This window comes from Spongiactinospora rosea, assembly GCF_003315795.1.
GTDB lineage: Bacteria > Actinomycetota > Actinomycetes > Streptosporangiales > Streptosporangiaceae > Spongiactinospora > Spongiactinospora rosea.
In genome coordinates this window covers 142,835-168,959 of sequence record NZ_QMEY01000020.1, presented here as the reverse complement: position 1 = coordinate 168,959, position 26,125 = coordinate 142,835, and the positions used below count along the sequence as shown (strand labels likewise).

Below are 26,125 nucleotides of genomic sequence, written 5' to 3'. Positions count from 1 at the left end.
CAACGCATCAGCCAGCTCGAACAACGCATCGGCCCGCCTGGTCAGGCAGGCGTAGACATCATTCCGGAACCGGGACAACACCCTGGAGGACTCGACACCGGCGGCATCGTTCAGCAGACTCACCCTCACGGCCTTGTAGTGATCAGTAGCGACTCGACACCGCACATGATCACTCAAGGCCGTCTTGCTGTCCGCGAAACGATCAACTCACCGCTCAGCACAACAATCCCGAGGATAAAGAGCAAGCTGAAAGGGTGTTTCGATCCCTGAGAGGTTTGTGGTTTGATCTCTCGCTGCAGGCAACCGGGGTGGCCGAGCCGAAGCCGTGGACGGTGATCAAGCCGCTCATCCCGGACACCAGCGCTGAACAGCGTGTGGCAGTGTCTGCGCGAGGTGCACTGGATCGCCTCCGCCCCGCTGCCGTCCAGGCCGACCGGGGCTATGAGCACGACAGGTACTGCCGCATGGCCCGGGCGTTGCGGATCAGTCCGCTGATCGCCCCGCCGTGTCACCGAACATGGCTCCGGCCTGGGCGAACACCGCCACGCTGGAGGCGATTGGCCTCATCGCGTTAGGTGCTCCAGGAGCCGTGTCGGTGGGCGTGGTCCGCCGTCACACCGTCACGCCGGAACGCCACGTCGATCATGTGCACGGGAGTCGCGGACCGTGCCGGTGCTTCCATGTCCTGGCCGCGTTGGCCTGGGAGGCTCACCGGCGATGATGCCCGAGCATGTCCGTGATCTACGAGTACGTTCCGGATCTCGCGCCGGTCCGCCCTGCCGTCGAACCGCGCATCGGAGGCGGGCACCTGTTCGGCGGCCGATGCCATGTTGGTCAACGGCACCTCAACCGGTGAGAGGATCGATCCACGGCAACCGCTGGCCGGGGATCGCCTTGGTCGCGGTGCTGAGGTCGGTCGCGTTGCGGCGTACCAGGTCGGCGCGCTGGGCGTGGCCCACTTCGCGGCGGCGGGCCACGAGGTCGTGGCCAGTGCGCCGCTGCCCGCCGACGACCCGAACCTGTTGTTCGTCAACGCCGGTATGGTCCCGTTCAAGCCGTACCTGCTGGGCCAGGTCACCCCGCCCTACCCGCGCGCGGCCGGCGTGCAGAAGTGCGTCAGGACCCTCGACATCGACGAGGTGGGCAAGACCACCCGGCACGGCACGTTCTTCCAGATGAACGGCAACTTCTCCTTCGGCGACTACTTCAAGGAGGAGGCCGTCCGGCTGGCCTGGTCACTGGTGACCGGGCCGATCGATCAGGGCGGCTACGGCCTGGACGCCGAACGGATCTGGGCCACCGTCTACCACGATGACGACGAGACCCACGAGCTGTGGCGCAAGGTGATCGGCCTGCCCGCCGGGCGCATCGTGCGGCGCGGCAAAAAGGACAACTTCTGGTCCATGGGGGTGCCGGGCCCCTGCGGGCCGTGCTCCGAGTTGTACTACGACCGCGGCCCCGCCCACGGCAAGGAGGGCGGCCCCGAGGTGGACGAGGACCGCTACCTGGAGTTCTGGAACCTGGTCTTCATGCAGTACGAGCGCGGCGAGGGCACCGGTAAGGAGGACTACCCGATCCTGGGCGAACTGCCCTCGCGCAACATCGACACCGGCATTGGCCTGGAGCGGATGGCCGCGCTCCTGCAGGGCGTGGACAACCTGTACGAGATCGACGAGACCCGCCCCGTCCTGGACGCCGCGGCCGAGCTGACCGGCACCCGCTACGGCGCGCGGCCCGCCAGCCATCCGGACGACGTACGCCTGCGCGTGGTCGCCGACCATGCCCGTACCGCGCTCATGCTGATCGCCGACGGCGTCACCCCGGCCAACGAGGGGCGAGGGTACGTCCTGCGGCGCATCCTGCGGCGGGCGATCCGCGCGGTACGGCTGCTCGGCCACGGCGGGCCGGTGCTCCCGGAACTGCTGCCCGTGGCCCGCGACTGCATGGCGCCCTCCTGTCCGGAGGTGGCCGCCGACTTCGACCGGATCGCCTCCTACGCCTACGGCGAGGAGGAGTCCTTCGACGCCACGCTGAAGCAGGGCAACGCCGTCCTGGAACGCGAACTCGGGAAGGCGGCGAGGCGGCTGCCCGGCTCGACCGCGTTCCGGCTCCACGACACCTACGGGTTCCCCATCGACCTGACCGCTGAGATCGTCGCCGAACGTGGCCTGGAGGTGGATCTCGACGGGTTCAGGCGGCTCATGAGCGCGCAGCGGGAACGCGCCAAGCGTGACGCCCAGGCCAAGAAGAGCGGCCACGGCGACACCGCGCTGTACCGGGGGCTGCTCGACACGCACGGCCCCACCGGCTGGCTGGCCTACGAGAGCCTGACGGCGGAGGCGTCGGTGCTGGCGCTCTTCCGCGACGGACGTCCGGTCCAGGCCGCCGGTGAAGGACAGGTCGTGGACGTCGTGCTCGACCGCACCCCCTTCTACGCCGAGTCCGGCGGGCAGGACAGCGACGCGGGGACCTTGACCGGTTCCGGCGTCGCCGCCGAGGTGATCGACGTGCAGCGGCCGGTCAAGGGCTTGATCGTCCACCAGGTACGGGTCACCGGAGGCGAGCTGGCCGCGGGCGCTCGCGTCACCGCGGCGGTGGATGCCGAGTGGCGGCTCGGCGCCCGGCAGGCCCACTCCGGAGGCCGCCAACCTCGCGGTCCGCCGCGACCACCCGGTGACGGCCCGGTACATGCCGCTGGCCGAAGCCCGCGGCCTCGGAGCGCTCGCGCTGTTCGGCGAGACCTACGACGACACCGTCAGGGTCGTGGAGATCGGCGGCGCCTGGTCCCGCGAGCTGTGCGGTGGCACCCACGTCGACCACTCCGCCCAGATCGGCACCCTCGCGGTGACCGCCGAGTCCTCGGTCGGCGCCGGGCAACGCAGGATCGAGGCCGTGACCGGCATCGAGGGCTTCCGCTACCTGGCCAGAGAACGGGACCTGCTCACCCGGCTCCTGGCGCGCGACCCGGGCGTATCGCGATGATGACCCCGGCCCGATTAGGCCCGGTATGGGTGAGTCAGGTCACGGGGGCCGGGGATGTGGTCCTGCGCAGGATGTCGGCGAGGGCGTCGAAGTCGACCTCCTGGCCCTCCTGGATGTCGGCGCATTTGCGTTCGCCGCCGCCCATCGCGCGGAGGAATCCCTTGACGGCGGGAATGTCCGTCGCGTTGAACACCATGAAGGAGACCTTGTTCCGGGCGACGGCGATGACGGCCGCGTGCTCCCCCTCGTGCAGGAAGTGCGGTTTGCCGTACTGAAGCCGCTCCTCGATGCCGGGAACGGTCTCGTGGACCATCGTGCGCAGCCTTTCGCAGACGGCCGCCTGCCACGGGGTGGTCTTGTTGATGTACTGGGTGACTTCGTCGTTCACGTTGTTCTCCGGTATCAGTCGACGAGGGCGCCGCAGGAGATGTTGACCTGCGTGGACGTGATGCTCCTTGCCTGTTCCGAGGCGAGGAACGCCGCTACGCGGCCGACGTCCTCCAGGGTCGCGGCCCTCTTGAGCAGAGTCGCGTCGATCATCTGCTGCTTGAAGGGCGCGGTCTCCGGTACGTCGGGCAGGCTTTCCGGGATCCCGCCGGTGCGCATCGAGATGACGCGGATGGAGCTGGGGCCGAGTTCGCAGGCCCACTGGCGGCGCATCGCCTCGACCAGGTCGCAGCCGATCTGCACGGTGCCCAGGCCGGGGGCGGAGTTGGTGGCGTCCGAGCCGCCGAAGTGCAGGACGACGCCCGAGCCCTGCTTGACCATGTGGCGGGCGGCGGCCTGGGTGGTCAGCAGCAGCGAGCGGGCGAGTTTGTCCAGCGCCTGGCCGAAGGCGGCGATGGGCATGTCGATCATCGGCACGAACAGCGCGTCACGGGAGATGACGTTTACCGAGATGTCGATGCTGCCGGTCTGGGCCGCGATGGAGTCGACCCAGCCGTTGACGGCGCTCTCGTCGAGGGCGTCCACGATCGCGGTCTCGGCCAGGCCGCCCTCGTTCCTGATGGACGCGGCGACGGCGTCGAGCTTGCCGGGGGTACGGCCGGCGAGGAAGACCCGGGCGCCCTCGGCGGCGAAGGCCCGGCCCATCGCGCCGCCGATGGATCCACCGCCTCCGTAGATCACCGCGGTCTTGTTCTCAAGGAGTTTCATGAGGCGAATCTAGGGACGGCACGGCAGGGCGGGCATCGGCCTGATGACTGCTCCCGCTAATGCGCTGATCAGGGCGTACGGCGCGGGCGAAGCCGTACCGGATCTTCCGCCAAGGGCACGCGGGCCGCGGTCAGGAGGTAAGTACGTCGACTGATACGAGCTTGGCCAGCTCCGTCCGGCGGGTCACGCCGATCTTCGGGTAGGCCCGGTAGAGGTGGTGGCCGACGGTACGCGGGCTGAGGTACAACCGCGCCGCGATCTCTCTGTTGCTGTGCCCGGCCGCGGCCAGCCGAACGATCTGGAGTTCCTGCGGGGTGAGCCGCTGGAGCGGGTCGTCGGCCAGGGCGCGGGCCGACGGGCGGTCGCCGAGTACGGCCAGTTCGGCGCGGGCGCGTCCGGCCCACAGGGTCGCGCCGAGCCGGGTGAAGGTGTCATCGGCCCGTGCCAGGGTGGTCCGGGCCTCGGAACGGCGGCGTCTGCGGCGCAGCCACTCGCCGTGCAGGAGGCCGGTCCGCGCGTGTTCGTACGGCCGGTCGGCAGCCAGCGCCAGCGCGGCACGATAGTGCCGGTCGGCCTCGTCGCCGTCGGCGAGCATGGCCCGGCAACGCGCCTCAAGAGCCTTGCCGACGACGTTGTGCCCGGCCCACGCCGCCAGCCGCGGCAGGTGCCGCCCGGCCAGGTCGGCGCGTCCGGTGCGGACGGCGGCCTCGATATGGTCCGGTACGGCTCTGATGAGCACGTCGTGCCGGGCAGGCCCGCCGCAGACCTCGTCGAGCCGATCCAGTGCCTGCTCGAAACGCCCGTCCGCGAGGTCGAGGAGCCCTATGCCCCACATGGCGAGGGCGGCGTTGGTGGGATGCAGGGCCGCGTGCTCGCGTACGTCGGCGGCCAGCGCATGGCACCGAGCAGTGTCACCGGTGACCGCCGCGAGCCACACCGAGATGGCCTTCAGCACGGTCACCTGCATGTCCATGCCGATGTCCGACGCCAGCAGGATCCCCTCGGCGACCTCGCTCTGGGCGTCGCGGAAGTCGCCGCGCAGCAGCCGCCCGATCGCCAGCGGCTCCAGCGCGTAGGGCAGCCAGCCGAGCGAACCCGCCGCCCTGACGTCGGCCGCCAGCGACTCCAGCACCTCGACCGCCGCGTCCTCGTCGCCGGTCAGCAGCCCCAGGAACCCCGCGATCACGCGTTCCTCGAAGCCTTCGACGCTGCCAGCCTTGACCGCATCGACCAGTGCGCGCATCGGCGCGACCGCCGCGCCGGGATCGCCCGCGGCGAGCCTGCCGTATCCGATGAGCGCCGCGGCGACGGGCCTCAGCTCCGCGCCCGCGCCGAGCCGGACGGTCTCCAGCTCGGCGACGGCGCGGCTCACCAGATCGTGGGCGCAGGCGTCACGGGCCGCCCACACCGCCTCGGTCAGCATGGACAGCGCCCGTTCCGGGTGGCTCTTCGTGATCAGCGTGGCCGCCTGCAACGCCAGCGCCGCGTCGGCGGCCGGGGAGGTGCTCTCGTACGCCACCTGCGCCCGGACGTAGATCGCCTCGGCGGCGATGCCGGGCCTGCCGGTCAGGGCGGCGGCTTCGGAGGCCAACCGGGTCGCCCAGTCCGGCCGACCGGCGTCGTAGGCCGAGCGGGCCGCGCGGACGATGCGCCGGGCCTTGCCGTCCTGGTCGGTACTCAGCCGCGCGGCCCGCTCGTACGCCAGAGCCACCGCCACCGCCCCGCCGCGGTTGCGCGCCCGCTCGGCCGTGCGTTCCAGGTCGGCGGCGACGTCCTCGTCCGGGCCGGTGGCCGCGGCCGCCCGGTGCCAGGTACGGCGATCGTCGTCCTCGGCGGGCGGCAGGGCGGCGGCCAGGGCCTGGTGCGCGGCGATGCGCTGATGGTGCGGGGCGCCCTGGTAGACGGCCGAGCGGATGAGCGGATGACGGAACCTGATCCCCTCCGCCGACGTGACGACCAAACGCGCCTTCTCGGCCGGACCGAGATCGACAGGCGACACGCCGAGACTCTCCCCGGCACGCAGGACCACGTCCAGGTCGGACGTACCGTTGGCCGCCGCCAGGAGGAGCAGCAGCCGGGTGGCGGCGGGCAGCTCCTCCAACTGGGCCCGGAAGACGTCCTGGACGCGTCCGGTGATCCGGAGCGGGCCGGGCGCGTCCTGCGGTACGCGGGCCAGCTCGATCAGGGCCAGCGGGTTTCCGCCCGACTCCTCCAGGAGCCGGTCGCGTACCGGATCGGTCAGCTTGGGCGCGCACTGCGCCAGTACCTCCAGCGCCGAGTCGCGATCCAGCCCCTCCAGGTGCATCACCTCGATCCCGGGCGTGGGGAACGGCTGGGCGGCCTCCCGGACCGCGAAGACCATCACGATCGGCTCCGCGTGGAGCCTGCGCGCCGCGAACAGCAGCGCGTCCGATGAGGCCCGGTCCAGCCATTGGGCATCGTCGATCAGGCAGACCAGCGGACGCTGCTCGGCCAGATCCGACAGCAGGGTCAGCGTCGCGGCGCCGATGAGAAAGGGATCGGGAACCGGGGTCTGCGCCAGCCTGAAGACCGACCGCATGGCGGCCGCCTGCTGCTCCGGCAGGACGTCCAGCCGGTCCACGAACGGGTGCAGCAGCAGGTGCAGGCCGCTGAAGGGCAGCTCGGCCTCGGTCTCGATGCCGACTCCCCGAAGCACCTGCATCTCGTGCGCGGCCGACGCCAGATCGTCGAGCAGGGCGGATTTCCCGATCCCCGCCTCGCCCCTGACCACGAGCGCGGCGCTGCGCCCCTCCCGTGCCCGCGCGAGCAGCCGCGCGAGGCGACCGCGCTCCAGGCGACGTCCTTTCAGCATGACGGCACAGTAATACAGCTCGGATTCGGCAGGTTACGGCCACTTCTGAGCCCCTTGGGCCGGATGGGGCGAGAGGTGGAGCGACAGATGCGGGGAGAGGGCGCGCAGGAAGTCCGGGGCGTCGAAGGCCGCGCCCGCCGAGGCGACGCCGGTGGCCATGGTCCGGCCGGTGAGGATGCGCTCGACGGCCTCCACCGCGAGCGGCGCGCTGCCGGCGATGTGCGCCTCGTCCGCCGCCGTCCGGTCGCCCAGTACGGCGGTGACCAGCAGGTCCCCGAGACCGCCGAAGAACGCCATCGCCGGGACCACCATGGTGCCCGAGGCGCGGGCGCGGCCCGCGAAACGCGCGAACATGTCGGCGTTCGCCTCGATCTCCGCCGCCACATCGACGTACGGGACACCGGCGCGCAGCGCCGCCTCGACCAGCGGGGCGGTGGTCCAGGCGAAGGGCCTGCGCCGCCACTTCAGCCGCACGATCGGTGTGCCACCCGACGCCTACCGCCGGACGTTCCGCGGCTGAGGCCGGCCCGATGGTCCCGGCATGAGCGCGGCCCGCAGCGCCGCCACCGACACGTCGGAAACGCCCGCCGATCGGGCCCAGCCGTGGAAGGACCCGTAGTGGGCCTCGATGGAGTCGAGAAGCATCAGTATCGAGGAACTGCGGCATTCATAGACCGATGCGGGCAGCCGGTCCATGTTGTGGCGATATCGGGGCAGACGTCGGAGTCTGTCGACGACGCGGGGCATCGCGGGCCCGCTCAGCATGTAGTCGCGGACGATGTGGTCGCGAGGCGCGCCGGCGAGCCCGAGGGCGAGCGCGACCACCATTCCGGTCCGGTCCTTGCCCGCGGCACAGTGCACGATCGTGGGCCCGTGGGACAGGAACATCGCCAGCAGATCCAGGGCGATGGGGAGGTTCGGGTCGTGCCTGAGGTGCTCGCGGTAGATCCGCCCGAGCAGATCTCCGGGGCCGTGGGGCGGTTCGTGGACGTCGTGCAACGGCACGTTCGCGTAGCGGGTCGCGGGGGCGAGGACGGGCCTTGCGTAGCCGGTGCTCTCCTCCGCCGTTCGCAGGTCCAGTACGGCGGTGATGCCCAGATCCCCGGCCAGCAGGCGGGCGTCGTCCCGGGTGATCATTTGCAGGGTGGCGCTGCGGAACAGGCGTCCGGGGGGCGGGCCGACGTCTCTGAAGTTGTCGGCGCCTTCCAGCGGCGGCAGGTGCGCGTCGGCGGGGGTCACCGGATCGCCGCCGCGAGCCGGGGGATGACGTCGCCGGCCGCGTAGCGTACGGAAAGCACGGACGGGAAGGCCAGGGCGTTGCCGTCGGCCGGGCCGATGGGCAGGTAGGAGCCTCGGCGTACCGAGCCGAGACCGGCGAACAGCGGCCCGCTCTCGTAGGCGCGCCGCTCCTCCTCCGACCGCGTCAGGACGATGGTCACATCGGCGTCGAGCACGTCGACCAGCTCGCCACTGACCGGGGACATGCCCCGCACCTCGGACTCGGGCAGCCGCGCCACGGCGGGGGCGAGGTTCATCCCGTAGGCGGCCAGCCCTCGGGCGATGAGGTCGTCGGGAGAACTCTTCGTCCAGAACCCGCCGGTGCTGGTGTAGGAGCTGTAGGTGAACGTCCTGCCCGCGAGCCTGGGGTACGTCGCGCGGGCGCGCCGTACCGCGCTCTCCGTCTCGGCGACCTGCTGTGCGGCGGTCGCCGCACGGCCGAGCGCGCGCCCGATCCGCAGCGCGGTGTCCTGCCAGGGATCGGTGTTGGGGCCGGTCACGGGCAGGACCACTTCGGCGACCTGTGCGAGCCGATCACGGAATCTCGCGATGGAGTAGTAGCCGGAGGCCAGGATCAGATCGGGCCTGAGGGCGGCGAGGTGTTCGATCGGCGGCTCGGTGTCGAGGTTGAGGTACTCCGGCGGGCTCCCGCCCAGCGATTCGATCGCGGCCCGGGTCCATGGCTCCGGTTCGCGCAGTCCACTCGGCCTGGGCATGGCGATGGGGGTCACTCCGACGGCCAGGGCGGCGTCGGTGTCCTTGACGTAGCCGAGAGCGATGACCCGGGAGGTGCCCGGCTTCGTCCGGGAGGTGGCCGGGCCGCAGGCGCCGAGCGCGAAGGCGGTCGTCAGCGCGCCGGCACCCCGCAGGAACCGGGCTCGCGACATCGCGGCGGCCGGGCCGGATCTCCTTGTGCTGGTGTTGTCCACTGGGATCGTTCCGTTCGGTCGTGATGGTCAGTCGTGGATGGCGACGGTGCCGGCCGAGCCGTCGACGGTGATCACGTCGCCGGTGCGGATGGCGCGCGTCGCGTCACTGACGCCGACGACCGCCGGGATGCCGTACTCCCTCGCGACCGTGGTCCCGTGCGAGGTGAGGCCGCCGGTCTCCGACACCAGCGCCCCGGCGGTGAGGAACAGCGGGGTCCAGCCGGGGTCGGTGGAGGCGACGACCAGGATCTCGCCGGGCTGGAGCCGCGCCGTGTTCGGGTCGTGGACGATACGCGCGGTGGCCGTCGCCACTCCCGTCGCGGCGGCCAGGCCGTGCAGGGCCCTGCCTGCCTCGATGGGACGTCCCCGGGGTTCGAGGGCACGGCCGTCGGACAGGACCAGCGACGGTACCCGTGGCCGCTTGCACTCTCGCTCATAACGGGCCCGCCGCTCGCCGGCGATCGCCCGCAGGTCCGCACCCCGCAGCCCCGCGCGCAGCTCGGAAGGAACGAGGAATATCACGTCCTCGGGCCGGGCGAGCCGATCGTGCCGTACCAGGTCCTCGCCGATGAGCAGGAGCTGTTCGCGGATGTGGGCGAATCCGCGCATGAGGTAGACCTTGCCGTGCTCGCGCAGCCCGCGTAGCGCGCGGGAGCGGCGGAGCATGAACCCGGCCGCCATCGCACGCGGGAGGCGCCACCAGGGCAGTCGCCTGCCGAGTTCGCCGATCAGTCTCTCCGCCGAGCGGGCCGCGTCGGTGAAGAGGCGTTCGGCGTCCTGGGCGGGGTCGGTGGTGAGCAGGTAGTTGGCGAGCATGGCGAAGACCGGCTCGGGGTCGTCCGACCAGCGGGGGACCCCGAGGTCGATCTCCGCGCGGACCCGGGACCCGTACGTCCGCAGGAATCGGGACAGTCCGTGCTGGATCACCTCAGGGAGGGCGCCGTTCGCGTACCTGACGGCCAGTTCCGCGGGTGGGTGCCCGGTGAACAGGGCAGCGGAGGCGGCGTCGTCGCGGATGCGCCGGGACAGCCGCCACAGGGCGAGGTCCATCTCGGTGGTGGGGTTGCCGGGCACTCCGCGAAAGACGGCGTTGATCTCGGCGGCAGCGGCCACACCGGACAGGAGCCGCGAGCCGATCTCGGCCGCGCGCCGGCCGGCGTGCTCGTGCGGCAGGTCCAGCTCGATGCGGGCGACCTTGGGCGCGACCTCTTCGACGAAGTCGAGGCGTTCTTCCGCGCTCGCGTGCACCGGACCGGCGTACGGTCGCACCAGCTCCTCCGACCGGGCCACGATCCTCGCCCGCGCGATCTTGGGAAAGGCGAGCGCGAAGACGGTGCGCGACCGGCTCTCGGTGCTCTTGCGGGGCGGGGCGAAGGCCAGCGGGTCGATTCCCGAGGACGGTCGCAGCTCGTCCGCGTGATCGAGCAGCGCTCGACCGGCAGGGGCGGTGAAGGCGTCGATGAGGTGGGCCAGGCGGGCGCGTCCCTTCTCGCTGTACGCGCCGTCGGTGACGTCCCAGTACAGCCAGCCGTGCACGCCGGGGATCCGTGCGGCGATGCCCGACCCGGCGAGCCCCGGCTGGAACGCCATCTGCCGCAGCCGGATCATGTGCGCGCCCATCGGCGTGAACGGTTGGGTCAGGCCCTGGTAGGCGTTGAGCGACCAGTACACCCGCGGCTGCTCATCGGCCGCCCCGGGTACCGGGAAGAGCGTGGTGATCGGCCGGGACTGGGTGATCCACAGCCGTCCGGAGGCGTCGTACGCCCACTCGACGTCCTGCGGTGAGCCGAAGAACTCCTCCAGGCAGCGGCCCAGTGCCCACAGTTCCCTGAGCTGCCCGCGCCCCAGCGCGCCGCGGCCGTGGACGGTGGCGGCCCCCGGGCCGATCCGGTACTGGTCCGGCCGGGCGGTGCCGGAGACCAGGGCCTCGCCGAGACCCGCCACCGCCTCGACCACCATTTCGGCGCGCCGCTCGCTCGTCGGATCCACGGTGAACAGGACGCCCGCCTGCCGGGCGTCGACCATCAGCTGAACGACCACCGCGATCTCCGCGTCGCGCTGGCCGACGCCGTTCGCCGCCCGGTACAGCACCGCACGGTCGGACCACAACGACGCCCAGCACCTGCGGACGGCGTCCATCACCTCGGCGGCCCCGCTGATGTCGAGGTAGGTGTCGTGCTGCCCGGCGAAGCTCGCCTCGGGCAGATCCTCGGTCGTGGCGGACGACCGTACCGCGACCTTCGCGTCCTTCTCGCCTTCTTCGCCCAGCAGCCGGTAGGCGGCCGCGATGGCCTCGTCAAGGTGCGGTGGCACCGGCGAGTCCATGATCCGGCGGCGCGCATCGCCGGCGAGCCTTACCAGGTCGTCGTCCGAGCTCGCCCGGTCGAACCCGTCCAGGACGTCGTCAAGCGACACGGACTTTCGGTACGCGGCGGTCGAGATGCAGAAGCCGTCGGGCACGGGGAAGTCGGCCGCCATCATCACCCCGAGGCCGACAGCCTTCCCGCCGGCCAGGTCGAACATGTCCGCACCGACGGAACCGAGGCCGATCAGGTCGTCCTCCTGATCGTGATCAGATGCGGGGGCTTGTCCACCCATAACGCCGCCAGTTGTCAACACAGCACCCTCCAAGCCGTCACAGGTATGGTTAGCCAAGCCTTACTTCTCAACTTTGGTTGAGCGCAATTCCGGGTTTCGTCTCATTAGTCGCGGCACAGGAAGTGATCGGAGGGTCAGGGCATGGCGGCCGCTGCCTTGGTACTGCGTGCGGGTGATCGCGTACGGCTGGCGTCGTTGGCCCGCGCCTCCGGCGTCCCCGCGCGGGTCTCGCGGCGGGCCGAGATCATCCTGATGGCGGCCGACGGGGTCGCGAACGGCGCCATCGCCGATCGGCTCGGAGCGAGCAGGAAGACCGTCGTCAAGTGGCGCGGGCGGTATGAGAGATCAGGGGTGGCCGGGCTGGAGGACGGCCCCCGGCAGGGCCGGCCGCGCGAGGTCGACCATGACGCGATCATCGCGGCGACGCTGCGCCCACCACCTGCGGAGCTGGGCGTCCCGCATTGGTCGAGCCGGCGGCTCGCGGCCCACCTCGGCGTCGGATCCGCGACCGTGGCCCGCGCATGGCGGGAGGCCGGTGTCCGTCCCCATGGCCCTGGGAGCTTCACGTTCGCCACGAGCCCCGAACTGGTGGGGAGGATCACCGATGTCGCCGGGCTCTACCTCGGCCCGTCAGGGAACGCGATCGCGCTGCGGGTGGCGGATGGCGCCGGAGAGCCGACCAGCCCCCCGGCAGGTGCCGCCGCCCTCGTCACCGCACTGCAGGGGACGTCGCCCCATCGGGGCGGTGGGCTGTTCGGCTTCCTGGAAGAGGTCGCGGGTGCCTGTCCGGAGGACGGCGGCAGGATCGCGTTGTGCCTGGCGCTCGAACACGACGACCAGGCGGACGAGGTCCGTGCCCTGCTGACGGCTCGTCGCCATGTCCGGGTGCATGTCGTGCCGGTGCGGCGGTGGATCGACCTTGTCGAGATCTGGCTCGGACTGATCGGCAGGGAGGCCGCCGGCCGGGAGATCCGTGCCGCGTCCCGAGATTTCGTGTGGGTGGACCAGCCCCATACGCCGGTCTCGCCCCGGAGACGAATGCCGGACAACGGGGAGATCGTCCCGATCCGGACCGTCGCCGATGGCTTCGCCATCCCGTTCTCGACTTTGCACTACTGGGAGCGCCAGGGACTTGTCGCTCCGCACCGCCTGCAAGGGCAGCGCTTCTACGACGCCGCCCAGATCCGCCGGATCGCGCTGGTGCAGTTGTGGCGTGAGACCGGGATGCTGACGATCGACGACATCGCGACCGTCCTCACCGATCATGAGACGAAGAACTGGCACGACACCGTACGCGATCGGATCGACGCCATCAACGAGCAGGCCGAACGGCTCAGCGCCGCACGGACGTACTTGAGCCACCTGCTCACGTGCCCGCACGAGCCGCTTGAAGAATGTCCGGACTTCAAGGAGATGGTGGCCGCACGGGTGCAGACGTGGTTGGACTGACGCCGGCTTCTCCGGCCAGTCGCATGATCTCCGCGGCCACCGCCCGCGGCTCGCGCAGCATGTGCAGGTGAGCGCCCGGCATGGTCCGCACCGGCCAGCCACGGCTTTGCGCATCGGCCAATTCCTCGGCATAAGTATCACCGAATGCCAAATACGCCGCGGGAATTCGATCCCAGCCGTCCGGCAACTCGACCCGGGCGGTCAGGTAATCGAAGGGCATTCGTCGCTGTTCGGCCTCCACCCTTTTCCTGGTCGCGGTGTCCGGGAACAGGTGGGCGATGTCGTCCTCCGGCCACCAGTTCGTCCAGGGCGGCAGCAGCCCGTCCGCGTCCACCCGGCCGCGCAGTAATTCCCGCAGGCCCTCCGGGGCCACCGGCACATCGCCTTTGGCCGGTGGCAGCACGGCGTCCACAAAGACCACGCCGCGCACCGGCAGCGCGCGGGTCAGCGCGGGCACATAAAGCCCGGCATTGCTGTGCGCCACCAGCAGCAGATCATCCTGCGCCGGCAACGTTTCTTGTAAGGCGGCGAGTATCGCCATAGGGTCGGCGACCGCGGGAACCGGCGCCGGCACCATTGCGGTCACGCCGAATTCGTCATGCAACGATACGGCCACTGGCTCCCAGACGGCCGGGCCGAGAAACGGGCCGGCGAGCAGGGCGGCGGAAAGACTCATACGGTAATTCCTAGCATCCGAATGCCCCGATCGGCCTCAAAGGCAGTTTCCCGCGGGCGAAGCTCGGTTCCGCCGCCGCGATCCCGTGACGCCAACCGGCGTGCTTCCTCCAGGTCGCGCACGCCGGTGCGTAACGAGCGAGCCGCCACGCGCCTCAAGGAGCGGCAGAGCCTCGCGCAGGTCCCCCGTCGCCCCTGCCGGCGAGCCCGCCTTCAGGGCCAGCGAGTGCGGTCCCGCGCGGAACGCGAAATGGGGCCACGACCAGCGACGGAAGCCAGGTTGTTCCCGGAGCCGGAACCCGGCCTCGCGAAACGCCTGACGCACAGCCCGCTCTCGCTCGGTCGGCCGACACGGCTCCGGCGATCTCCGCCGCGAGCGTCGGCTGCCGGTGGTTCGTCACCGGCTGATGTACCTCGGCCAGGGCCCGTCGTGCGACGCTCTCGATGTCGTCGAGTTCGGTCTGGCTCCCACCCACGGCGATCGGCGTCGCCGAGGACGGCCGCGTCAGGGTCGCCTGACCGTACCGGGTTCGGCGTGGACGCGATCAGCGTGGCCCCGGGTGGGACCCCTCCGACCTTGCCCATAGGGTGATTCCGTGTCCGACCCGTCCACATCGGGCACTTTGCCGCCGCGCCGCGCGTTGATCCGGAACTGAGGTTTTCCGCACCCCCGTCCTGGGGTAGCCGCCACGGCGGCGGGGGGTGGGCCTCATTCTCCTGTCACGCCTAGACGAATAGCGTCCTTATTTATGAATGCCGTTGAGATGGGTGGGATCGCCGGGTGGGCGATCGATCTGATGGAACGCCTGGGGGAGCCGGGGGCGGGCATCGCCATCGCCCTGGAAAACCTGTTCCCGCCGTTGCCCAGCGAGGTGATCCTGCCATTGGCCGGTTTCGCCGCCAGCAGAGGCGACCTCAGCCTGGTCGGGGCGGTGGTGTGGACGACGATCGGATCGATCGTGGGCGCCCTGGCGCTGTACGGCGTCGGTGCGCTGTTCGGTCGCGACCGGATCGTGCGGATCGCCGCCCGGCTGCCGCTGGTGAAGGTCGCCGACATCGAGAAGACCGAGGCGTGGTTCGCCCGCCACGGCACCAAGGCGGTGTTCTTCGGGCGGATGATCCCGATCTTCCGCAGCCTCATCTCGGTCCCGGCCGGGGTGGAGCGGATGAAGATCACTACGTTTCTGGCGCTCACCGCGCTCGGCAGCCTGATCTGGAACACCGCGTTCGTGCTGGCCGGCTATGCCCTGGGCGAGAACTGGGGCATCATCGAGCGGTACATGGGAGTGGTGTCCAAGGGCGTCCTGGGCCTGTGCGTGCTGGCCGTGGTCTGGTTCGTGGTGGCCAGGATCATGCGCGGCAGGCGCGAGCGGCAGGGCGGCGGCGGGCGGCACCGGGAGCGGGACCACGAAAGGGTCTGACGGTGGCGAGCGTAGTGCGCGGCTGGCTGCGCACGCTGGCGGGGCTGGTCGTGGGCGGGGTGACCGCCTGGGTGGCGTTCGGCTTCCTGCTGTGGGCCGGGCTCGCCCTGGCGGTGGTCTCGCCGTGGCCGCGGGGCCGGGCCGCCGTGCTCGCTCGCGTCCACGCCAAGGCGCGGCGGCTGGCCGAGAGCGAGCGGCGCCGGGTGATGCGGTTCTTCGACGCCGACCTGGCCGGCGACTACTCCGGCGCGCGGGCCCTGCGCTACCTGGGGGCACGCGGCGCGGTGGGGGTGCTCGGCCACGGCGTACTACTGCTGCTGGCGCTGGGGCTGGCCTCAGTGATCACCATGCTGCTCTCCTGGGCGACCGGGTTCCCATGGGCCCTGATCGAAGACGGAGGGAAGGTGACGTCGGCGACCATCGCGTTCGCGGCCGTACCGGGGGTGCTGTTGTTCTACCTCAACCTGACCGGGATCGCCGGCATCGCCGCCCTTGAGCGCCGGGTGGCCGCCCGCTACCTGGGGCCCTCCACCACCGAGCTGCTGCGGCAGCGCATTACCGAGCTGGCCACCAGCAGGGCGGGCATCGTTCAGGCCGTCGACCAGGAGCGCCGCCGTATCGAGCGCGACCTGCACGACGGCGTGCAGCAGCGGCTGGTCGCGCTCGGCATGCTGCTGGGCCGGGCGCGTCGCCAGGGCGACAGCGAGCTGCTGGCCCAGGCCCATGAGGAGTCCCAGGAGGCGCTGCGCGACCTGCGCGACGTCGCCTGGCGGGTCTACCCGGCCGGGCTGGACGCGGTGGGGCTGCGCGACGCGCTGGCCGCCGTCGCCGAGCGCTCGGCCGTACCGGTGTCCATCGACTACGCCCCGCCCGCCGCGCTGCCCGCGGCCGTGGAGACCGCGGTCTACTTCGTGGTGTGCGAGGCCGTGACCAACGCGGCCAAGCACGCGCGGGCCGGGCGCATCGCCGTGCGGGTCACCGCCCGCGGGCCGGACGTCGAGGTCACCGTCCACGACGACGGCGTGGGCGGCGCCGACCCCTACGGCGGAGGGCTTTCCGGCCTGTCGCGCCGGGTGGCGGCGCTGGACGGCACGTTCGCCGTGCGCAGCCCGCTCGGCGGCCCCACCGTGATCACCGCGGGGCTGCCATGCGAGTGATCCTGGCCGAGGATTCCACGCTGCTGCGCGAAGGTCTGGTACGGCTGCTGGCCGAGGAGGGCCACGACGTCAGGGCCGCGGTCGGCGACGCCGTGGCGCTGCTGGCCGCCGTCGAACGCGACCCCGCCGACATCGTGGTCGTCGACGTGCGGATGCCGCCCACCCACACCGACGAGGGCCTGCGCGCCGCTCTGGAGATCCGCCGCCGGTGGCCCGAGACGTCGGTGCTGGTGCTGTCCCAGTACGTCGAGAAGCGCTACGCCTCCGAGCTGCTCTCGGCCGAGGGCGGGGGCGTGGGCTACCTGCTGAAGGACCGGGTCATGCAGGTGGGGGAGTTCCTGTCGGCGCTGGAGCGGGTCGGCGCGGGTGGGGCGGCCTTCGACCCGGAGGTGGTCCGCCAGCTGCTGGCCCGTACCACCCGCACCGACCCGCTGGCCCGGCTCACCGCCCGCGAACGCGAGGTGCTGTCCCTGATGGCCGAGGGCTACGCCAACCCGGCCGTCGCCGAGCGGCTGCACGTCTCACAGAGCGCGGTGGAGAAACACGTCAACGCCATCTTCGACAAACTGGACATCCACCCATCGAGCGGCTTCAACCGCCGCGTCCTCGCCGTCCTTCGCTTCCTCGAATCCTGACCCCAGCCGCCCAGAGGGCCGCACGCCATACTCCGCCGTGCCACGAAAGTCCTCGTCGCGCGAACGGGATCTCCTTCTCCGGGCCACGGTCGCCCCGGAGCCCATGATGGACACGATCACCCGCGACGTCACCGCGGCCGTCGGCAGGATCGAAGGCGTCCGCGGGGTGACGGTGGAGCTCGACGTGATGAGCGCCGAACAACGCAAGTCGCTCCAGGCCAGGTGGCGGTGGGCGGCAGCGCGATCGGCTCGCTGGTCATCAGGCCGCCCGAGATCACGGGCCTGTGCCCGCAGTTATGCCGTTTCTTCTGGCGCCCGCAGCCAGGGCGGCGGACTCATACGGCGGCAGGCGCTGCCAAGGGGTCAGCGGCCCTCCAGGGCGTCCTGCATGACGCGCAGTTTGCTCTGGGCCTCGGCCAGTTCGGCCGCGGGGTCGGAGTCGGCCATGATGCCGCACCCGGCGAACAGCCGGACATGGGAGCCCTCGATCGAGCCGCAGCGCAGCGCGATGCCCCATTCGCCGTCGCCGCGGGCGTCGATCCAGCCGACCGGGCCCGAGTAGCGGCCGCGGTCCATGCCCTCAAGGCGGCCGATCAGCTCCACGGCGCGGCCGGTGGGGGTGCCGCCCACGGCGGCCGTCGGGTGCATGGCGGCCACCACGTCGAGCACCGAGGCGCCCTCGGAGAGCCGGCCGCTGACCGGGCTGGCCAGGTGCTGGACATTGGAGAGCTTCAGCAGCTCCGGCGCGGCGGGCACGGTCAGGTCCTTGCACAGGGGGGCCAGCGCGTCGCGTACCGAATCGACCGCGCAGGTGTGTTCGTGGCGGTCCTTGTCGGAGGACAGCAGGGCGGCGCCGCGGGCGGCGTCCTCCGCCGGGGTGGCGGCGCGGGCCGTCGTACCCGCCAGTACCAGCGACTCGACGGCCTCGCCCGTGCGGCGGACCAGCAGCTCGGGCGTGGCCCCGACCAGCCCCGCGCAGGAGAAGGTATAGCAGGCCGGATAGCGGCGGGCCAGCCGGGACAGCAGTGCCCGGAGGTCGACCGGGCGCTCGGCGACGGCGTCGAGATCGCGGGCGAGCACGACCTTCTCCAGATCGCCCCGCCGGATGCGCTCCACGGCCAGGGAGACGGCGTGCTGCCATTGGGGCGCGCTCAGGCTGCCGTCGCCGTAGCGGACCGGGCCCACCGGGGTGGCGGCCGGATATGGCGCGGCGGGCGCGAGTGTCGCGGGCACCCGGCCGATGGTGGTGAGCCAGGCCCGGCCGCCGCGGCGGGCCAGCACCGCCGCCGGTACGGCCAGCACCGAGCCGGGTGACGCCGGATCGAAGGTGAAGGACCCGAAGGCGACGGGCCCCGAACCGGGCACCCGCACCTGGTCATCGACGTCGGCCTCGCCCAGGGTCTGGGCCAGCCAGTCGCGGGCCCAGGCGAACCGGCCTGGACCTGGCGGAACGGTGACGCGGGCGGCCTCGCCCCACGCGACCATGCCCTCGCCGTGCCGGACCCAGGCATAGGAGGCCGGGCCTCGCAGATGAGCCATCAGGTCGCCGGGATCGGCGACGGCGACGGTGCGAACCATTAAAGGACGGGTCAACCCGAGCGCGACACTCACTCCACCCACTTTAGGCGGGAACTTGAACGTGTTCGACGGGACCCCTGTTTCTCGTGGACGGCGGGCGTGTCCACGCAGCGTGGCGCGGGGACGCCTGCGAGTACCGGAAAGTCGGCCGTGACGCTACGTGACTGATCCGCTTCGCAGTGGTACACCCGAGTGGGGAAAATGCGATCGTAGTGCGGAGGTGTCATGGTGCGCATGCCGGTGGCCGTGCTGGCCGGTGCGGTGCTGCTCCACCCGGCCATCGGGCTCGGCGGCCCGGCGCGGGCCGAGGCCGGGCGGGCCGGTGCGTGGCGGCCCGGTTCGGTCGTCGCGCTCGGCGATTCCATCAGCGCCGGGTTCAACGCCTGCGGATGGTTCACCTCGTGCGTGTCGCGGTCCTGGTCGACCGGCGACCACGCCACGGTTGAGAGCCACTATCTGCGGCTGCTGGGCGACAACGCGGGGATCGCCGGGCACAACGTCAATCTGGCCGTGCCGGGCACGGTCAGCGCCGAACTGGCCGCGCAGGCCCGCCAGGCCGTCCGGCGCGGGGCCGGCTATGTGACGATTCTCGTCGGCGCACAGGACGCGTGCGTACGGACCGAGCGGCAGATGACCCCCGTGGCCGACTTCGCCACCAACATCGCGAACGCCCTCGACGTGCTTCGCGCCGGACTGCCGCGGGCACGGGTGTTCGTCGCCAGCATCCCCGACGTGCAGCGGCTGTGGCGGGTCGGCAAGGACAACGCGTTCGCCCGTACGTTCTGGTCGGTGGGCAGGCTGTGCCAGTCGATGCTGGCCCGGCCCACCTCCATGGCCAAGGCCGACCGCCAACGCCGAGACCGCGTCCGCGCCCGCGTGATGGACTTCAACGAGGCCCTGGCCCGCGCCTGCGACGCCTACGGCCCGGCCTGCCGCCACGACGGGGGAGCGGTCTTCTCTTATCCCTTCACGCTTTCCCATGTCAGCAAATGGGATTACTTTCATCCCAATACCGAGGGCCAGCGAATAATCGCCGAACGTACCGCGTCCGTCCTTCGCGACTGGGACCTGCCCTTTCCCGCTCCCCAGGAGGCCGCACGCTGACGATCCCGCATAAAGCCGGGCCGCATTTCCATTGCGGACAGGCCGCTGATATTAAGGGCCTGACGGTGCGAACACCGGTGATGGACCGGCGTAGGCGGGCGATGTAGAACGGGGGTGCTCCGGTTCGATACCGGACGGCCTCAGCCCGGTGTACGCCCGGACGGCGCGCCCGGCCCCCCAGGGAGGACCAGTGAAACGCAGCCGATTAGCGGCCTGTCTGCTCGCTCTTCTCATGTCGCTGCTGTCAGCACAGGCAGTACACGGCACCACGGCCTCGGCGGAAAGCAACTCCAGCGCCTGCTACCCGATCATATTTCGCAACATACAGGTGGACTGCTACCCGATCCCGGTCGTGGTGCAGAAATGGTGCCCCTGCCCGCCGCCCCCGTGCCTGACGATGTGCCGCCCAGCGGAGTGGGCGATCAAGTTCCGCACGGACACGGTGCTCCCGGAGAGCCTGCAATTCCAGTACGTCGCGGATGTGACCCGGGGATTCCTCTCGCTGCACGAGGCGGCACGCACCAGCGACGCCGCGGCCAAGGCCAATTTCCGCTTCGCGGCACTGGAATCCTTCCAATCCGGCGCGCGGGCGCTGCTCGGGCGCCGGGTCTGGGCCGAGCGCGTCGGCGTGCTGGATCGGGAAGCCGCCGTCCTCGGCCCGCAGCCTGTTCCATGGTTGGTGGCCGCTGCTTACGACATCGCCGATGGCATGAACATCCTGCTCCGAACCGATGGCACCCCGTCGGGGAACGGGCAGCGGGCCATGCCGGAGTTCGATGAGGCGTACCGGGAGTTCATGACCCAGACCCCCATTGGCGGCTGAAACGCGCGATGGACCGCGGTGACCGCAACGCCGGGGTCCATCGCCGGCCCGGAGGTATCAGCCGATGAGGGCGTCGGCGAGGGTGTGCCACTGCGCGTGCGGGACGGTCTGCGGATCCGTCGGCTGTACGGCGAGGACGACCTGGTCGGCGCCCGCCTCCAGGTGGCGGCGTAGGCGCGCGGCCACGGCGTCGATGTCGCCCCAGGCGACCAGTTCGTCGAGCAGGTGGTCACTGGGCCCGGCGATGTCCGCCTCGGTGAAGCCCATCCGGCGCAGATTCTGCGGATAGCCGCCGACCTTGACCAGGAATCGGATGGATTCGCGAACCGTGTCCCTGGCCACGCGCGGATCGCTTTCGAGGACGACGTACTCCATCACGGCCAGGATCGCCTCATCGCCCAGGATTCGCCGGGCCTGCGCGGTGTACTCGGGGGTGACCAGCAGCGGCAGGGCGCCCGCCGCGCGGTCGCGGGAAAGCTCCAGCATCCGCGGGCCCAGCGCCGAGAGCACGCGAGCCCCAGCCGGGACCGGCGGGTCGGCGGCGTCCAGGCGGTCGAGGTAGGCGTTCATGTCGCGCAGCGGGCGCGGCCCGTGCACCCCGCCCAGCCCGGTGATCAGCCGTCCCGGGGCGGTGGACTCCAGGTCGCGGCGCAACGCGACCACCTCTTCGGCGGCGTACACCTGGGCGGGGATGATCGCGCTGCCGACCCGGACCGTCGAGGTCGCCCGGATGACGTCTCGCAGCGGGTCCAGGGTGGCGAGCCGGCCGCCCGCGATCCAGATCGTCGTGTAGCCGAGCCGCTCCAGCAGGGCGGCGTCGTCGAGGTGCCCGCCGTCGGGGCGCACGTCCAGGGTCACGCCGATGGGTCCCAGGTCACCCCGGCCGAGCTGTGTCATCTGCCTGCTCCTTCAGTGCTGGAGGTCTTTCGCCGGACGACTGCGAGGCTAATTTCCCAACCTGACTTGAGGTCAACCGGAGGCACTAAGGTGTCAAATTGACGCAGATGTGACATCATCATGACGTCAGCATGGTGTCGAACCACTCTTGCCCTCCGAAAGGTGATCGAAATGCTGGAGTACATCCCTGCCGCCAAGCTCGCCCTCGCCCGGGACCCGGGGCGCCCCTTCGACCCGCCCGGGGAGCTGACCCGGATGCGAAACGAGCGCCCTCTGGAGCGGTCGGCCCTCGTCGACGGCTTTCCCATCTGGGTGGTGAGCGACCGCGCGCGGGTCCGCGCGATCTTGGCGGACCCGCGCTTCAGCATCCGCTACGACGTACTGCACCTGCCCGGCGGCGGCACCATGCCGCCCGCCCACCCCGGCGACCTGACCGGCCTGGACGCGCCCGAGCACACCCGCTACCGGCGGCTCCTGACCGGCGAGTTCACCGTGCGGCGGATGCGCAGGCTCACCACCCGCATCGAGGCCGTCACCGAGGAATGCCTGGCCGAGATGGAACGCATCGGCCCCCCGGCCGACCTGGTGCAGACCTTCGCCCGGCCCATTCCGGCGCTGATGATCTGCGAGCTGCTCGGCGTCCCCTACGCCGAGCGGGAGCGGTTCGAGGCCGACGCGATCCTGCTGACCGGCGGCGACCCCGACATCGAGACGATCAACGCGGCGGGCGCCGCCCTGTACGAGTACCTGAGCGGGCTGGTGGCCGCCAAACGGGCGAACCCCGCCGACGACCTGCTCAGCGGCCTGACCAAGAGCGACCTCACCGATGACGAGCTGACCACGATCGGGCTGGTACTACTCGGCGCGGGCCTCGACACCACCGCCAACATGCTCTCGCTGGGCACGTTCGCGCTGCTCCAGCACCCCGCGCAGCTCGCCGCACTGCGCGCGGACCCTAGCATCGCCGGCTCCGCCGTGGAAGAGCTGCTGCGCTACCTCAGCGTGGTCCCGTTCATGACCCGCACCGCGCTGGAGGACGTCGAGATCGACGGCCAGGTGATCAAGGCGGGGGAGAGCGCCCTGCTCATGATCTCCACGGCCAACCGCGACCCCGGGTACTTCCCCGACCCCGACGTCCTCGACCTTCGCCGTCCGGCCGGCGGGCACAACTCCTTCGGCCACGGCATCCACCAGTGCCTGGGCCAGCAGCTCGCCCGCGTGGTGATGCAGGCCGCCTTCCCCGCGCTGGTCACCCGCTTCCCGGGGCTGCGGCCGGCGGTGCCGCCGGAGGAGGTGCCGCTGCGGCACAACGCCGTGATCTTCGGTGTGGAGAGGCTGCCGGTCGAGTGGTGATCGACGAGTGGCCGGTGGCCGCCCCGGCGGGGCTCACGCGGGTCGCCGTCTCACCCGCCGCCCCGGGGCGCGTACATGATCACGGCCATGCCGGTCAGGCAGATCAGCGCGCCGATGACGTCCCACCGGTCGGGCCGGTAGCCGTCGAAGACCATGCCCCAGGCGATCGACCCGCCCACGAAGACCCCGCCGTAGGCGGCGAGGATGCGCCCGAAGTGAAGGTCGTGCTGAAAGGTCGCCACCACGCCGTACAGCCCGAGGGCGATGACGCCCGCGCCGATCCAGATCCAGCCGCGGTGTTCGCGCACCCCCTGCCAGACCAGCCAGGCGCCGCCGATCTCCAGCAGGGCGGCGAGCACGAACAGGGCGACGGAGCGAGCGATCAGCACGGCGCGAACATACCTTTCCGCTGATGCATGGAGTTCAGGCGGGCGGGCCGAACAGCTCGGTGAGCAGGTCCGCGCCGCCCGCGGGGGCCCGTACCTCAAGGCGCAGCACCGGGCCGTCCAGGTGGAGCCGGAAGTCGAAGAACGGGCAGCACCGCTGCTCATCGACCGCGAGCCCGGCCACCGCCGCGGCCCGCTTGCCGGGCAGCGTCACCCGTAGCCCGCCGGGGATGGCCTCCCGCCCGGCGCCTTCGAGGAGCGCCCGCCACCGGGCGAGGCGTTCGGCGGGCGCGTCGCCGGTCAGCGAGCAGGCCACCGGCGGCGACGCCGCGCCCATGCTCGGTGGGGTGAGGAAGGCGCAGCGCGGGTCGCACGGGGCCTCGCGGTCGGGCAGCGCGTCCAGATGCGCGAGCGCGGTACGCAGAAAGCCGGTGAAGGCGGCCAACTCCCCGGCTCGGTCCTCGGCGGCGGTCAGCCGGTCCCGGACCCGCGGCCGCAGGTCGGCCTTGACCTCGGCGCACGATCCGGCCTCCCACACCGTGAGCAGTTCGGCGATCTCCTCCAGCGGCAGCCCCAGACGCTTGGCCTCGCCGATGAACGCCAGCCGGTCCACCGCCTCCTGGCCGTAAATCCGGTACCCGGCCGGGGTGCGCCCGGCGGGCAGCAGCCCGGCGTCCTCGTAGAAGCGCAAGGTGGTGGCCGGGACGCCGGTACACGCCGCGAGCTGGGATATCCGCATGGAGGTCATGGCACCGACGGTAGACCTTCAAGTCGGCTCGAAGGTCAAGCCGTGCGGTCCCCGCCCCGGAAAGTCGTCGCCCGCGATGTCGTATCGGCGGCCCGGCCGATCGTCTATCAGGTGACGACGCGACGACCGCGACAAGGAGCCGAGAATGAAGCCGCGAATGAACACGATCGCCATGGTGGTGTCCGATCTGGATGCCTCGATGGCCTTCTACGCCCGGCTCGGGCTGGAGTTCAAGATCGACCCGCATTCGCCCGAGCACGCCGGATGCGATCTGCCGGGCGGGTTGCATGTGATGCTGGACACCGAGGGGTTTCGCACGCCGTTCCTGCCGGGGTGGAGCGCGCCGAGCGGCGGGCCGCGTACGCTGCTGTGCTTCGAGTTCGAGACCACGGCCGGGGTGGACGCGAAGTACGCCGAGCTGGTCGCGGCGGGCCATCGCGGGATCGCCGAGCCGTTCGACGCGTTCTGGGGGATGCGCTACGCCACGGTGACCGACCCCGACGGCAACGGCGTCGACCTGTACGCCGTGCTCCCGGCACGCTGACCCGCGGAAGGAGAACGACGTGAAGTACGTGCTGATGTTCATCGAGACCGAGCGGTTCGCCCGGGAACTCGCGGCCATGGGCGAGCTGGAACAGCAGGCCGCCTACGAGGCGGTGGGCCGCTGGTTCGCCGACAACGCCGACAAGATCACCCATCACACGCATCTGGCCCCCGTGCACACCGCCACCACCATGCGGCTGGACCAGGCGGAGCCGGTGATCACCGACGGGCCGTACCTGGAGGGCAAGGAGGTGGTCAGCGGGTTCGCCGAGGTCGAGGTGGCCGACCTGGACGAGGCGCTGAAGATCGCCCGCTCCTGGCCGGCCTGCCCGATCGTGGAGATCCGCCCCGCCTCATGAGCGAACCCGTGACCCGGGAGGTGCTGGCCGGCGTGGTCCGCGAGCACGCGGGCCGGCTGGCGGCCTCCCTGGTGTCGCTGCTGGGCGACTTCTCCGCCGCCGAGGACCTGGTCCAGGACGCGGTGGAGACCGCGTTGCGGCGCTGGCCGGTCGAGGGCGTACCGGACCGGCCCGACGCGTGGCTGTTCACCGTGGCCCGCAGACGCGGCCTTGACGTACTGCGCCGCGAGTCGAACTACCGGGCCAAACTGGCCCGGCTCACCTGGCCGGGCCCCGCCCCGCCGGACGACCGGCTACGGCTGATCTTCACCTGCTGCCACCCCGCGCTGTCGCGCGGCGCGCAGATCGCGCTCACTCTGCGGGTGGTGTGCGGGCTGTCGGCGGCGCAGATCGCCGCGGCGTTCATCGTGCCCGAGAGCACGGTCGCCCAGCGCATCACCCGGGCCAAACGGAAGATCGGCGAGGCGGGCATCCCGTACCGGGTGCCGTCCGACGAGGACCTGCCCGCGCGGCTGAGCGAGGTGCTGGCGGTCATCTACCTGCTGTTCAACGAGGGGTACCTGTCCAACACGGCCGAACGGGCGCAGGCGCGCGACCTGGTCGAGGACGCCGAGTGGCTGGCCGCGCTGCTGGCGAACCTCATGCCCAAGGAGCCGGAGGCGGCCGGGTTGCTGGCGTTGATCCGGCTGCACCGGGCCCGGGGCGCGGCCCGCTTCGACGCCCAGGGCCGGTTGGTGCTGCTGGCCGACCAGGACCGCGGCCTGTGGGACCGGCAGGCCATCGCCGCGGCCACGGCGCTGCTGACCCGCGCCGCCCACGCCCACCGCAGGCCGGGGCCCTACCAGCTCCAGGCGGCGATCGTGGCCTGCCACGCCGAGGCGGCGACCTTCGCCGACACCGACTGGGCCCAGATCCTGGTGCTGTACGACATGCTGCTGCACCTGGCGCCCTCACCGGTCACCCGGCTGCACCGGGCCGTCGCCGTGCGCTACACCCAAGGCCCGCGGGCGGCGCTGGCCGAGCTGGACGATCTCGGTACCGCGCTGGACCGCTACGCGCTGTTCCACGCCACCCGGGCCGAACTGCTGCGCGCCCTGGACCGCCACGGCGAGGCACGCGGGGCCGACCGGCGGGCGCTGGAGCTGACCGCGAACCCTGCCCAGCAGGCACTGCTGGAGGAACGCCTGCTGGGCTGGGACTGAGCCGGGGCCCGCGCGGCGTC

General features: G+C 71.4%; 23 protein-coding genes and 1 pseudogene. 12 read left to right on the top strand and 12 right to left on the bottom strand.

Annotated features, from left to right (window positions below):
- Nucleotides 1-270 (top strand): hypothetical protein (locus tag DP939_RS48180; RefSeq protein WP_225878664.1); only part of this gene is annotated, 270 nt, incomplete at its 5' end.
- 674 nt (nucleotides 271-944) lie between these two features.
- A pseudogene (alaS, locus tag DP939_RS33570) lies at nucleotides 945-2,847 on the top strand (alanine--tRNA ligase); the annotation flags it as partial.
- Between the two features lie 169 nt (nucleotides 2,848-3,016).
- On the opposite strand, the gene DP939_RS49425 reads toward alaS, so the two are convergent.
- The 7 genes from DP939_RS49425 to DP939_RS33535 all read right to left on the bottom strand — a co-directional run bounded on the left by DP939_RS49425 (nucleotide 3,017) and on the right by DP939_RS33535 (nucleotide 11,700).
- Nucleotides 3,017-3,295 (bottom strand): DUF1801 domain-containing protein, encoded by a 279-nt coding sequence (locus DP939_RS49425; RefSeq protein ID WP_404828619.1) that lies wholly within the window; start codon nucleotides 3,293-3,295, stop codon nucleotides 3,017-3,019.
- A gap of 89 nt (nucleotides 3,296-3,384) precedes the next feature.
- The gene (locus DP939_RS33560; protein WP_113984856.1) at nucleotides 3,385-4,137 is read right to left on the bottom strand and encodes an SDR family NAD(P)-dependent oxidoreductase; all 753 of its coding nucleotides are present in this window, start codon (nucleotides 4,135-4,137) and stop codon (nucleotides 3,385-3,387) included.
- Between the two features lie 130 nt (nucleotides 4,138-4,267).
- Nucleotides 4,268-6,970, bottom strand: a complete 2,703-nt coding sequence (locus DP939_RS33555; protein WP_113984855.1) for an AAA family ATPase — start codon at nucleotides 6,968-6,970, stop codon at nucleotides 4,268-4,270.
- Nucleotides 6,971-7,003: 33 nt separating this feature from the next.
- On the bottom strand, nucleotides 7,004-7,444 hold the full coding sequence (locus tag DP939_RS33550; protein WP_225878663.1) for a saccharopine dehydrogenase family protein: 441 nt from the start codon (nucleotides 7,442-7,444) through the stop codon (nucleotides 7,004-7,006).
- 21 nt (nucleotides 7,445-7,465) lie between these two features.
- A complete protein-coding gene (locus tag DP939_RS33545; protein ID WP_113984854.1) occupies nucleotides 7,466-8,209 on the bottom strand; it encodes a tyrosine-protein phosphatase in 744 nt (247 codons plus the stop codon).
- Entirely contained in the window at nucleotides 8,206-9,177 is a 972-nt protein-coding gene (locus DP939_RS33540) for an ABC transporter substrate-binding protein (protein WP_113984853.1), read from the bottom strand. The genes DP939_RS33545 and DP939_RS33540 overlap by 4 nt, the downstream gene beginning before the upstream one ends.
- Nucleotides 9,178-9,204: 27 nt before the next feature.
- Nucleotides 9,205-11,700, bottom strand: a complete 2,496-nt coding sequence (locus DP939_RS33535; protein WP_158578839.1) for a PEP/pyruvate-binding domain-containing protein — start codon at nucleotides 11,698-11,700, stop codon at nucleotides 9,205-9,207.
- A gap of 216 nt (nucleotides 11,701-11,916) precedes the next feature.
- Between DP939_RS33535 and DP939_RS33530 the strand changes: the two genes are divergently transcribed.
- Nucleotides 11,917-13,224, top strand: coding sequence for a helix-turn-helix domain-containing protein (locus DP939_RS33530; protein WP_113984851.1), 1,308 nt, complete (start codon nucleotides 11,917-11,919; stop codon nucleotides 13,222-13,224).
- On the opposite strand, the gene DP939_RS33525 is transcribed toward DP939_RS33530, so the two are convergent.
- The gene (locus DP939_RS33525; protein WP_113984850.1) at nucleotides 13,181-13,900 is read right to left on the bottom strand and encodes an alpha/beta hydrolase; all 720 of its coding nucleotides are present in this window, start codon (nucleotides 13,898-13,900) and stop codon (nucleotides 13,181-13,183) included. The genes DP939_RS33530 and DP939_RS33525 overlap by 44 nt on opposite strands.
- Before the next feature lie 748 nt (nucleotides 13,901-14,648).
- Here DP939_RS33525 and DP939_RS33515 point away from each other — a divergent pair.
- From DP939_RS33515 to DP939_RS33505, 3 genes are read left to right on the top strand one after another with little or no spacing between them, the layout of a single operon-like run.
- Nucleotides 14,649-15,320 (top strand): DedA family protein, encoded by a 672-nt coding sequence (locus tag DP939_RS33515; protein WP_113984849.1) that lies wholly within the window; start codon nucleotides 14,649-14,651, stop codon nucleotides 15,318-15,320.
- Nucleotides 15,321-15,322: 2 nt separating this feature from the next.
- On the top strand, nucleotides 15,323-16,477 hold the full coding sequence (locus DP939_RS33510) for a sensor histidine kinase (RefSeq protein WP_225878662.1): 1,155 nt from the start codon (nucleotides 15,323-15,325) through the stop codon (nucleotides 16,475-16,477).
- Nucleotides 16,468-17,112 (top strand): response regulator, encoded by a 645-nt coding sequence (locus tag DP939_RS33505; RefSeq protein ID WP_113984848.1) that lies wholly within the window; start codon nucleotides 16,468-16,470, stop codon nucleotides 17,110-17,112. Before DP939_RS33510 ends, DP939_RS33505 begins: the two co-directional genes overlap by 10 nt.
- 363 nt (nucleotides 17,113-17,475) lie before the next feature.
- On the opposite strand, the gene DP939_RS33500 is transcribed toward DP939_RS33505, so the two are convergent.
- On the bottom strand, nucleotides 17,476-18,723 hold the full coding sequence (locus DP939_RS33500; protein WP_225878661.1) for an isochorismate synthase: 1,248 nt from the start codon (nucleotides 18,721-18,723) through the stop codon (nucleotides 17,476-17,478).
- Nucleotides 18,724-18,915: 192 nt separating this feature from the next.
- Here DP939_RS33500 and DP939_RS33495 point away from each other — a divergent pair, with 192 nt between their 5' ends.
- Together DP939_RS33495 and DP939_RS33490 are read left to right on the top strand one after the other, a co-directional pair.
- Nucleotides 18,916-19,794 (top strand): SGNH/GDSL hydrolase family protein, encoded by an 879-nt coding sequence (locus tag DP939_RS33495; RefSeq protein ID WP_113984846.1) that lies wholly within the window; start codon nucleotides 18,916-18,918, stop codon nucleotides 19,792-19,794.
- Nucleotides 19,795-19,984: 190 nt separating this feature from the next.
- Nucleotides 19,985-20,617, top strand: a complete 633-nt coding sequence (locus DP939_RS33490) for a hypothetical protein (protein WP_147268238.1) — start codon at nucleotides 19,985-19,987, stop codon at nucleotides 20,615-20,617.
- Between the two features lie 57 nt (nucleotides 20,618-20,674).
- Here the strand turns inward: DP939_RS33490 and DP939_RS33485 are convergent, their stop codons facing one another.
- On the bottom strand, nucleotides 20,675-21,514 hold the full coding sequence (locus tag DP939_RS33485) for a TIGR03620 family F420-dependent LLM class oxidoreductase (RefSeq protein WP_113984844.1): 840 nt from the start codon (nucleotides 21,512-21,514) through the stop codon (nucleotides 20,675-20,677).
- Nucleotides 21,515-21,685: 171 nt separating this feature from the next.
- Between DP939_RS33485 and DP939_RS33480 the strand changes: the two genes are divergently transcribed.
- Nucleotides 21,686-22,867, top strand: a complete 1,182-nt coding sequence (locus DP939_RS33480; RefSeq protein WP_113984843.1) for a cytochrome P450 — start codon at nucleotides 21,686-21,688, stop codon at nucleotides 22,865-22,867.
- A 50-nt stretch (nucleotides 22,868-22,917) separates the two neighbouring features.
- On the opposite strand, the gene DP939_RS33475 is transcribed toward DP939_RS33480, so the two are convergent.
- Nucleotides 22,918-23,256: a YnfA family protein gene (locus DP939_RS33475; protein ID WP_113984842.1), complete on the bottom strand. Its 339-nt coding sequence runs from the start codon at nucleotides 23,254-23,256 to the stop codon at nucleotides 22,918-22,920.
- A 34-nt stretch (nucleotides 23,257-23,290) separates the two neighbouring features.
- Entirely contained in the window at nucleotides 23,291-24,001 is a 711-nt protein-coding gene (locus DP939_RS33470; protein WP_113984841.1) for a MerR family transcriptional regulator, read from the bottom strand.
- A gap of 145 nt (nucleotides 24,002-24,146) precedes the next feature.
- Between DP939_RS33470 and DP939_RS33465 the strand changes: the two genes are divergently transcribed.
- From DP939_RS33465 to DP939_RS33455, 3 genes are read left to right on the top strand one after another with little or no spacing between them, the layout of a single operon-like run.
- Complete coding sequence (locus DP939_RS33465; protein ID WP_113984840.1) at nucleotides 24,147-24,545, top strand: VOC family protein; 399 nt, start codon at nucleotides 24,147-24,149, stop codon at nucleotides 24,543-24,545.
- A gap of 19 nt (nucleotides 24,546-24,564) precedes the next feature.
- Nucleotides 24,565-24,903, top strand: coding sequence for a YciI family protein (locus DP939_RS33460; RefSeq protein ID WP_225878660.1), 339 nt, complete (start codon nucleotides 24,565-24,567; stop codon nucleotides 24,901-24,903).
- Entirely contained in the window at nucleotides 24,900-26,105 is a 1,206-nt protein-coding gene (locus DP939_RS33455) for an RNA polymerase sigma factor (protein ID WP_113984839.1), read from the top strand. The genes DP939_RS33460 and DP939_RS33455 overlap by 4 nt, the downstream gene beginning before the upstream one ends.
- Nucleotides 26,106-26,125 lie beyond the last annotated feature (20 nt).

What these genes read in the sequence shown, in the direction of transcription:
- DP939_RS33455 (WP_113984839.1), top strand. Translation starts at nt 24,900, where the DNA reads ATGAGCGAACCCGTGACCCGGGAGGTGCTGGCCGGCGTGGTCCGCGAG.
- DP939_RS33495 (WP_113984846.1), top strand. Translation starts at nt 18,916, where the DNA reads ATGGTGCGCATGCCGGTGGCCGTGCTGGCCGGTGCGGTGCTGCTCCAC.
- DP939_RS33470 (WP_113984841.1), bottom strand. Translation starts at nt 24,001, where the DNA reads ATGACCTCCATGCGGATATCCCAGCTCGCGGCGTGTACCGGCGTCCCG.
- DP939_RS33485 (WP_113984844.1), bottom strand. Translation starts at nt 21,514, where the DNA reads ATGACACAGCTCGGCCGGGGTGACCTGGGACCCATCGGCGTGACCCTG.
- DP939_RS33480 (WP_113984843.1), top strand. Translation starts at nt 21,686, where the DNA reads ATGCTGGAGTACATCCCTGCCGCCAAGCTCGCCCTCGCCCGGGACCCG.
- DP939_RS33465 (WP_113984840.1), top strand. Translation starts at nt 24,147, where the DNA reads ATGAAGCCGCGAATGAACACGATCGCCATGGTGGTGTCCGATCTGGAT.
- DP939_RS33535 (WP_158578839.1), bottom strand. Translation starts at nt 11,700, where the DNA reads ATGTTCGACCTGGCCGGCGGGAAGGCTGTCGGCCTCGGGGTGATGATG.
- DP939_RS33530 (WP_113984851.1), top strand. Translation starts at nt 11,917, where the DNA reads ATGGCGGCCGCTGCCTTGGTACTGCGTGCGGGTGATCGCGTACGGCTG.
- DP939_RS49425 (WP_404828619.1), bottom strand. Translation starts at nt 3,295, where the DNA reads ATGGTCCACGAGACCGTTCCCGGCATCGAGGAGCGGCTTCAGTACGGC.
- DP939_RS33555 (WP_113984855.1), bottom strand. Translation starts at nt 6,970, where the DNA reads ATGCTGAAAGGACGTCGCCTGGAGCGCGGTCGCCTCGCGCGGCTGCTC.
- DP939_RS33505 (WP_113984848.1), top strand. Translation starts at nt 16,468, where the DNA reads ATGCGAGTGATCCTGGCCGAGGATTCCACGCTGCTGCGCGAAGGTCTG.
- DP939_RS33525 (WP_113984850.1), bottom strand. Translation starts at nt 13,900, where the DNA reads ATGAGTCTTTCCGCCGCCCTGCTCGCCGGCCCGTTTCTCGGCCCGGCC.
- DP939_RS33560 (WP_113984856.1), bottom strand. Translation starts at nt 4,137, where the DNA reads ATGAAACTCCTTGAGAACAAGACCGCGGTGATCTACGGAGGCGGTGGA.
- DP939_RS33515 (WP_113984849.1), top strand. Translation starts at nt 14,649, where the DNA reads ATGAATGCCGTTGAGATGGGTGGGATCGCCGGGTGGGCGATCGATCTG.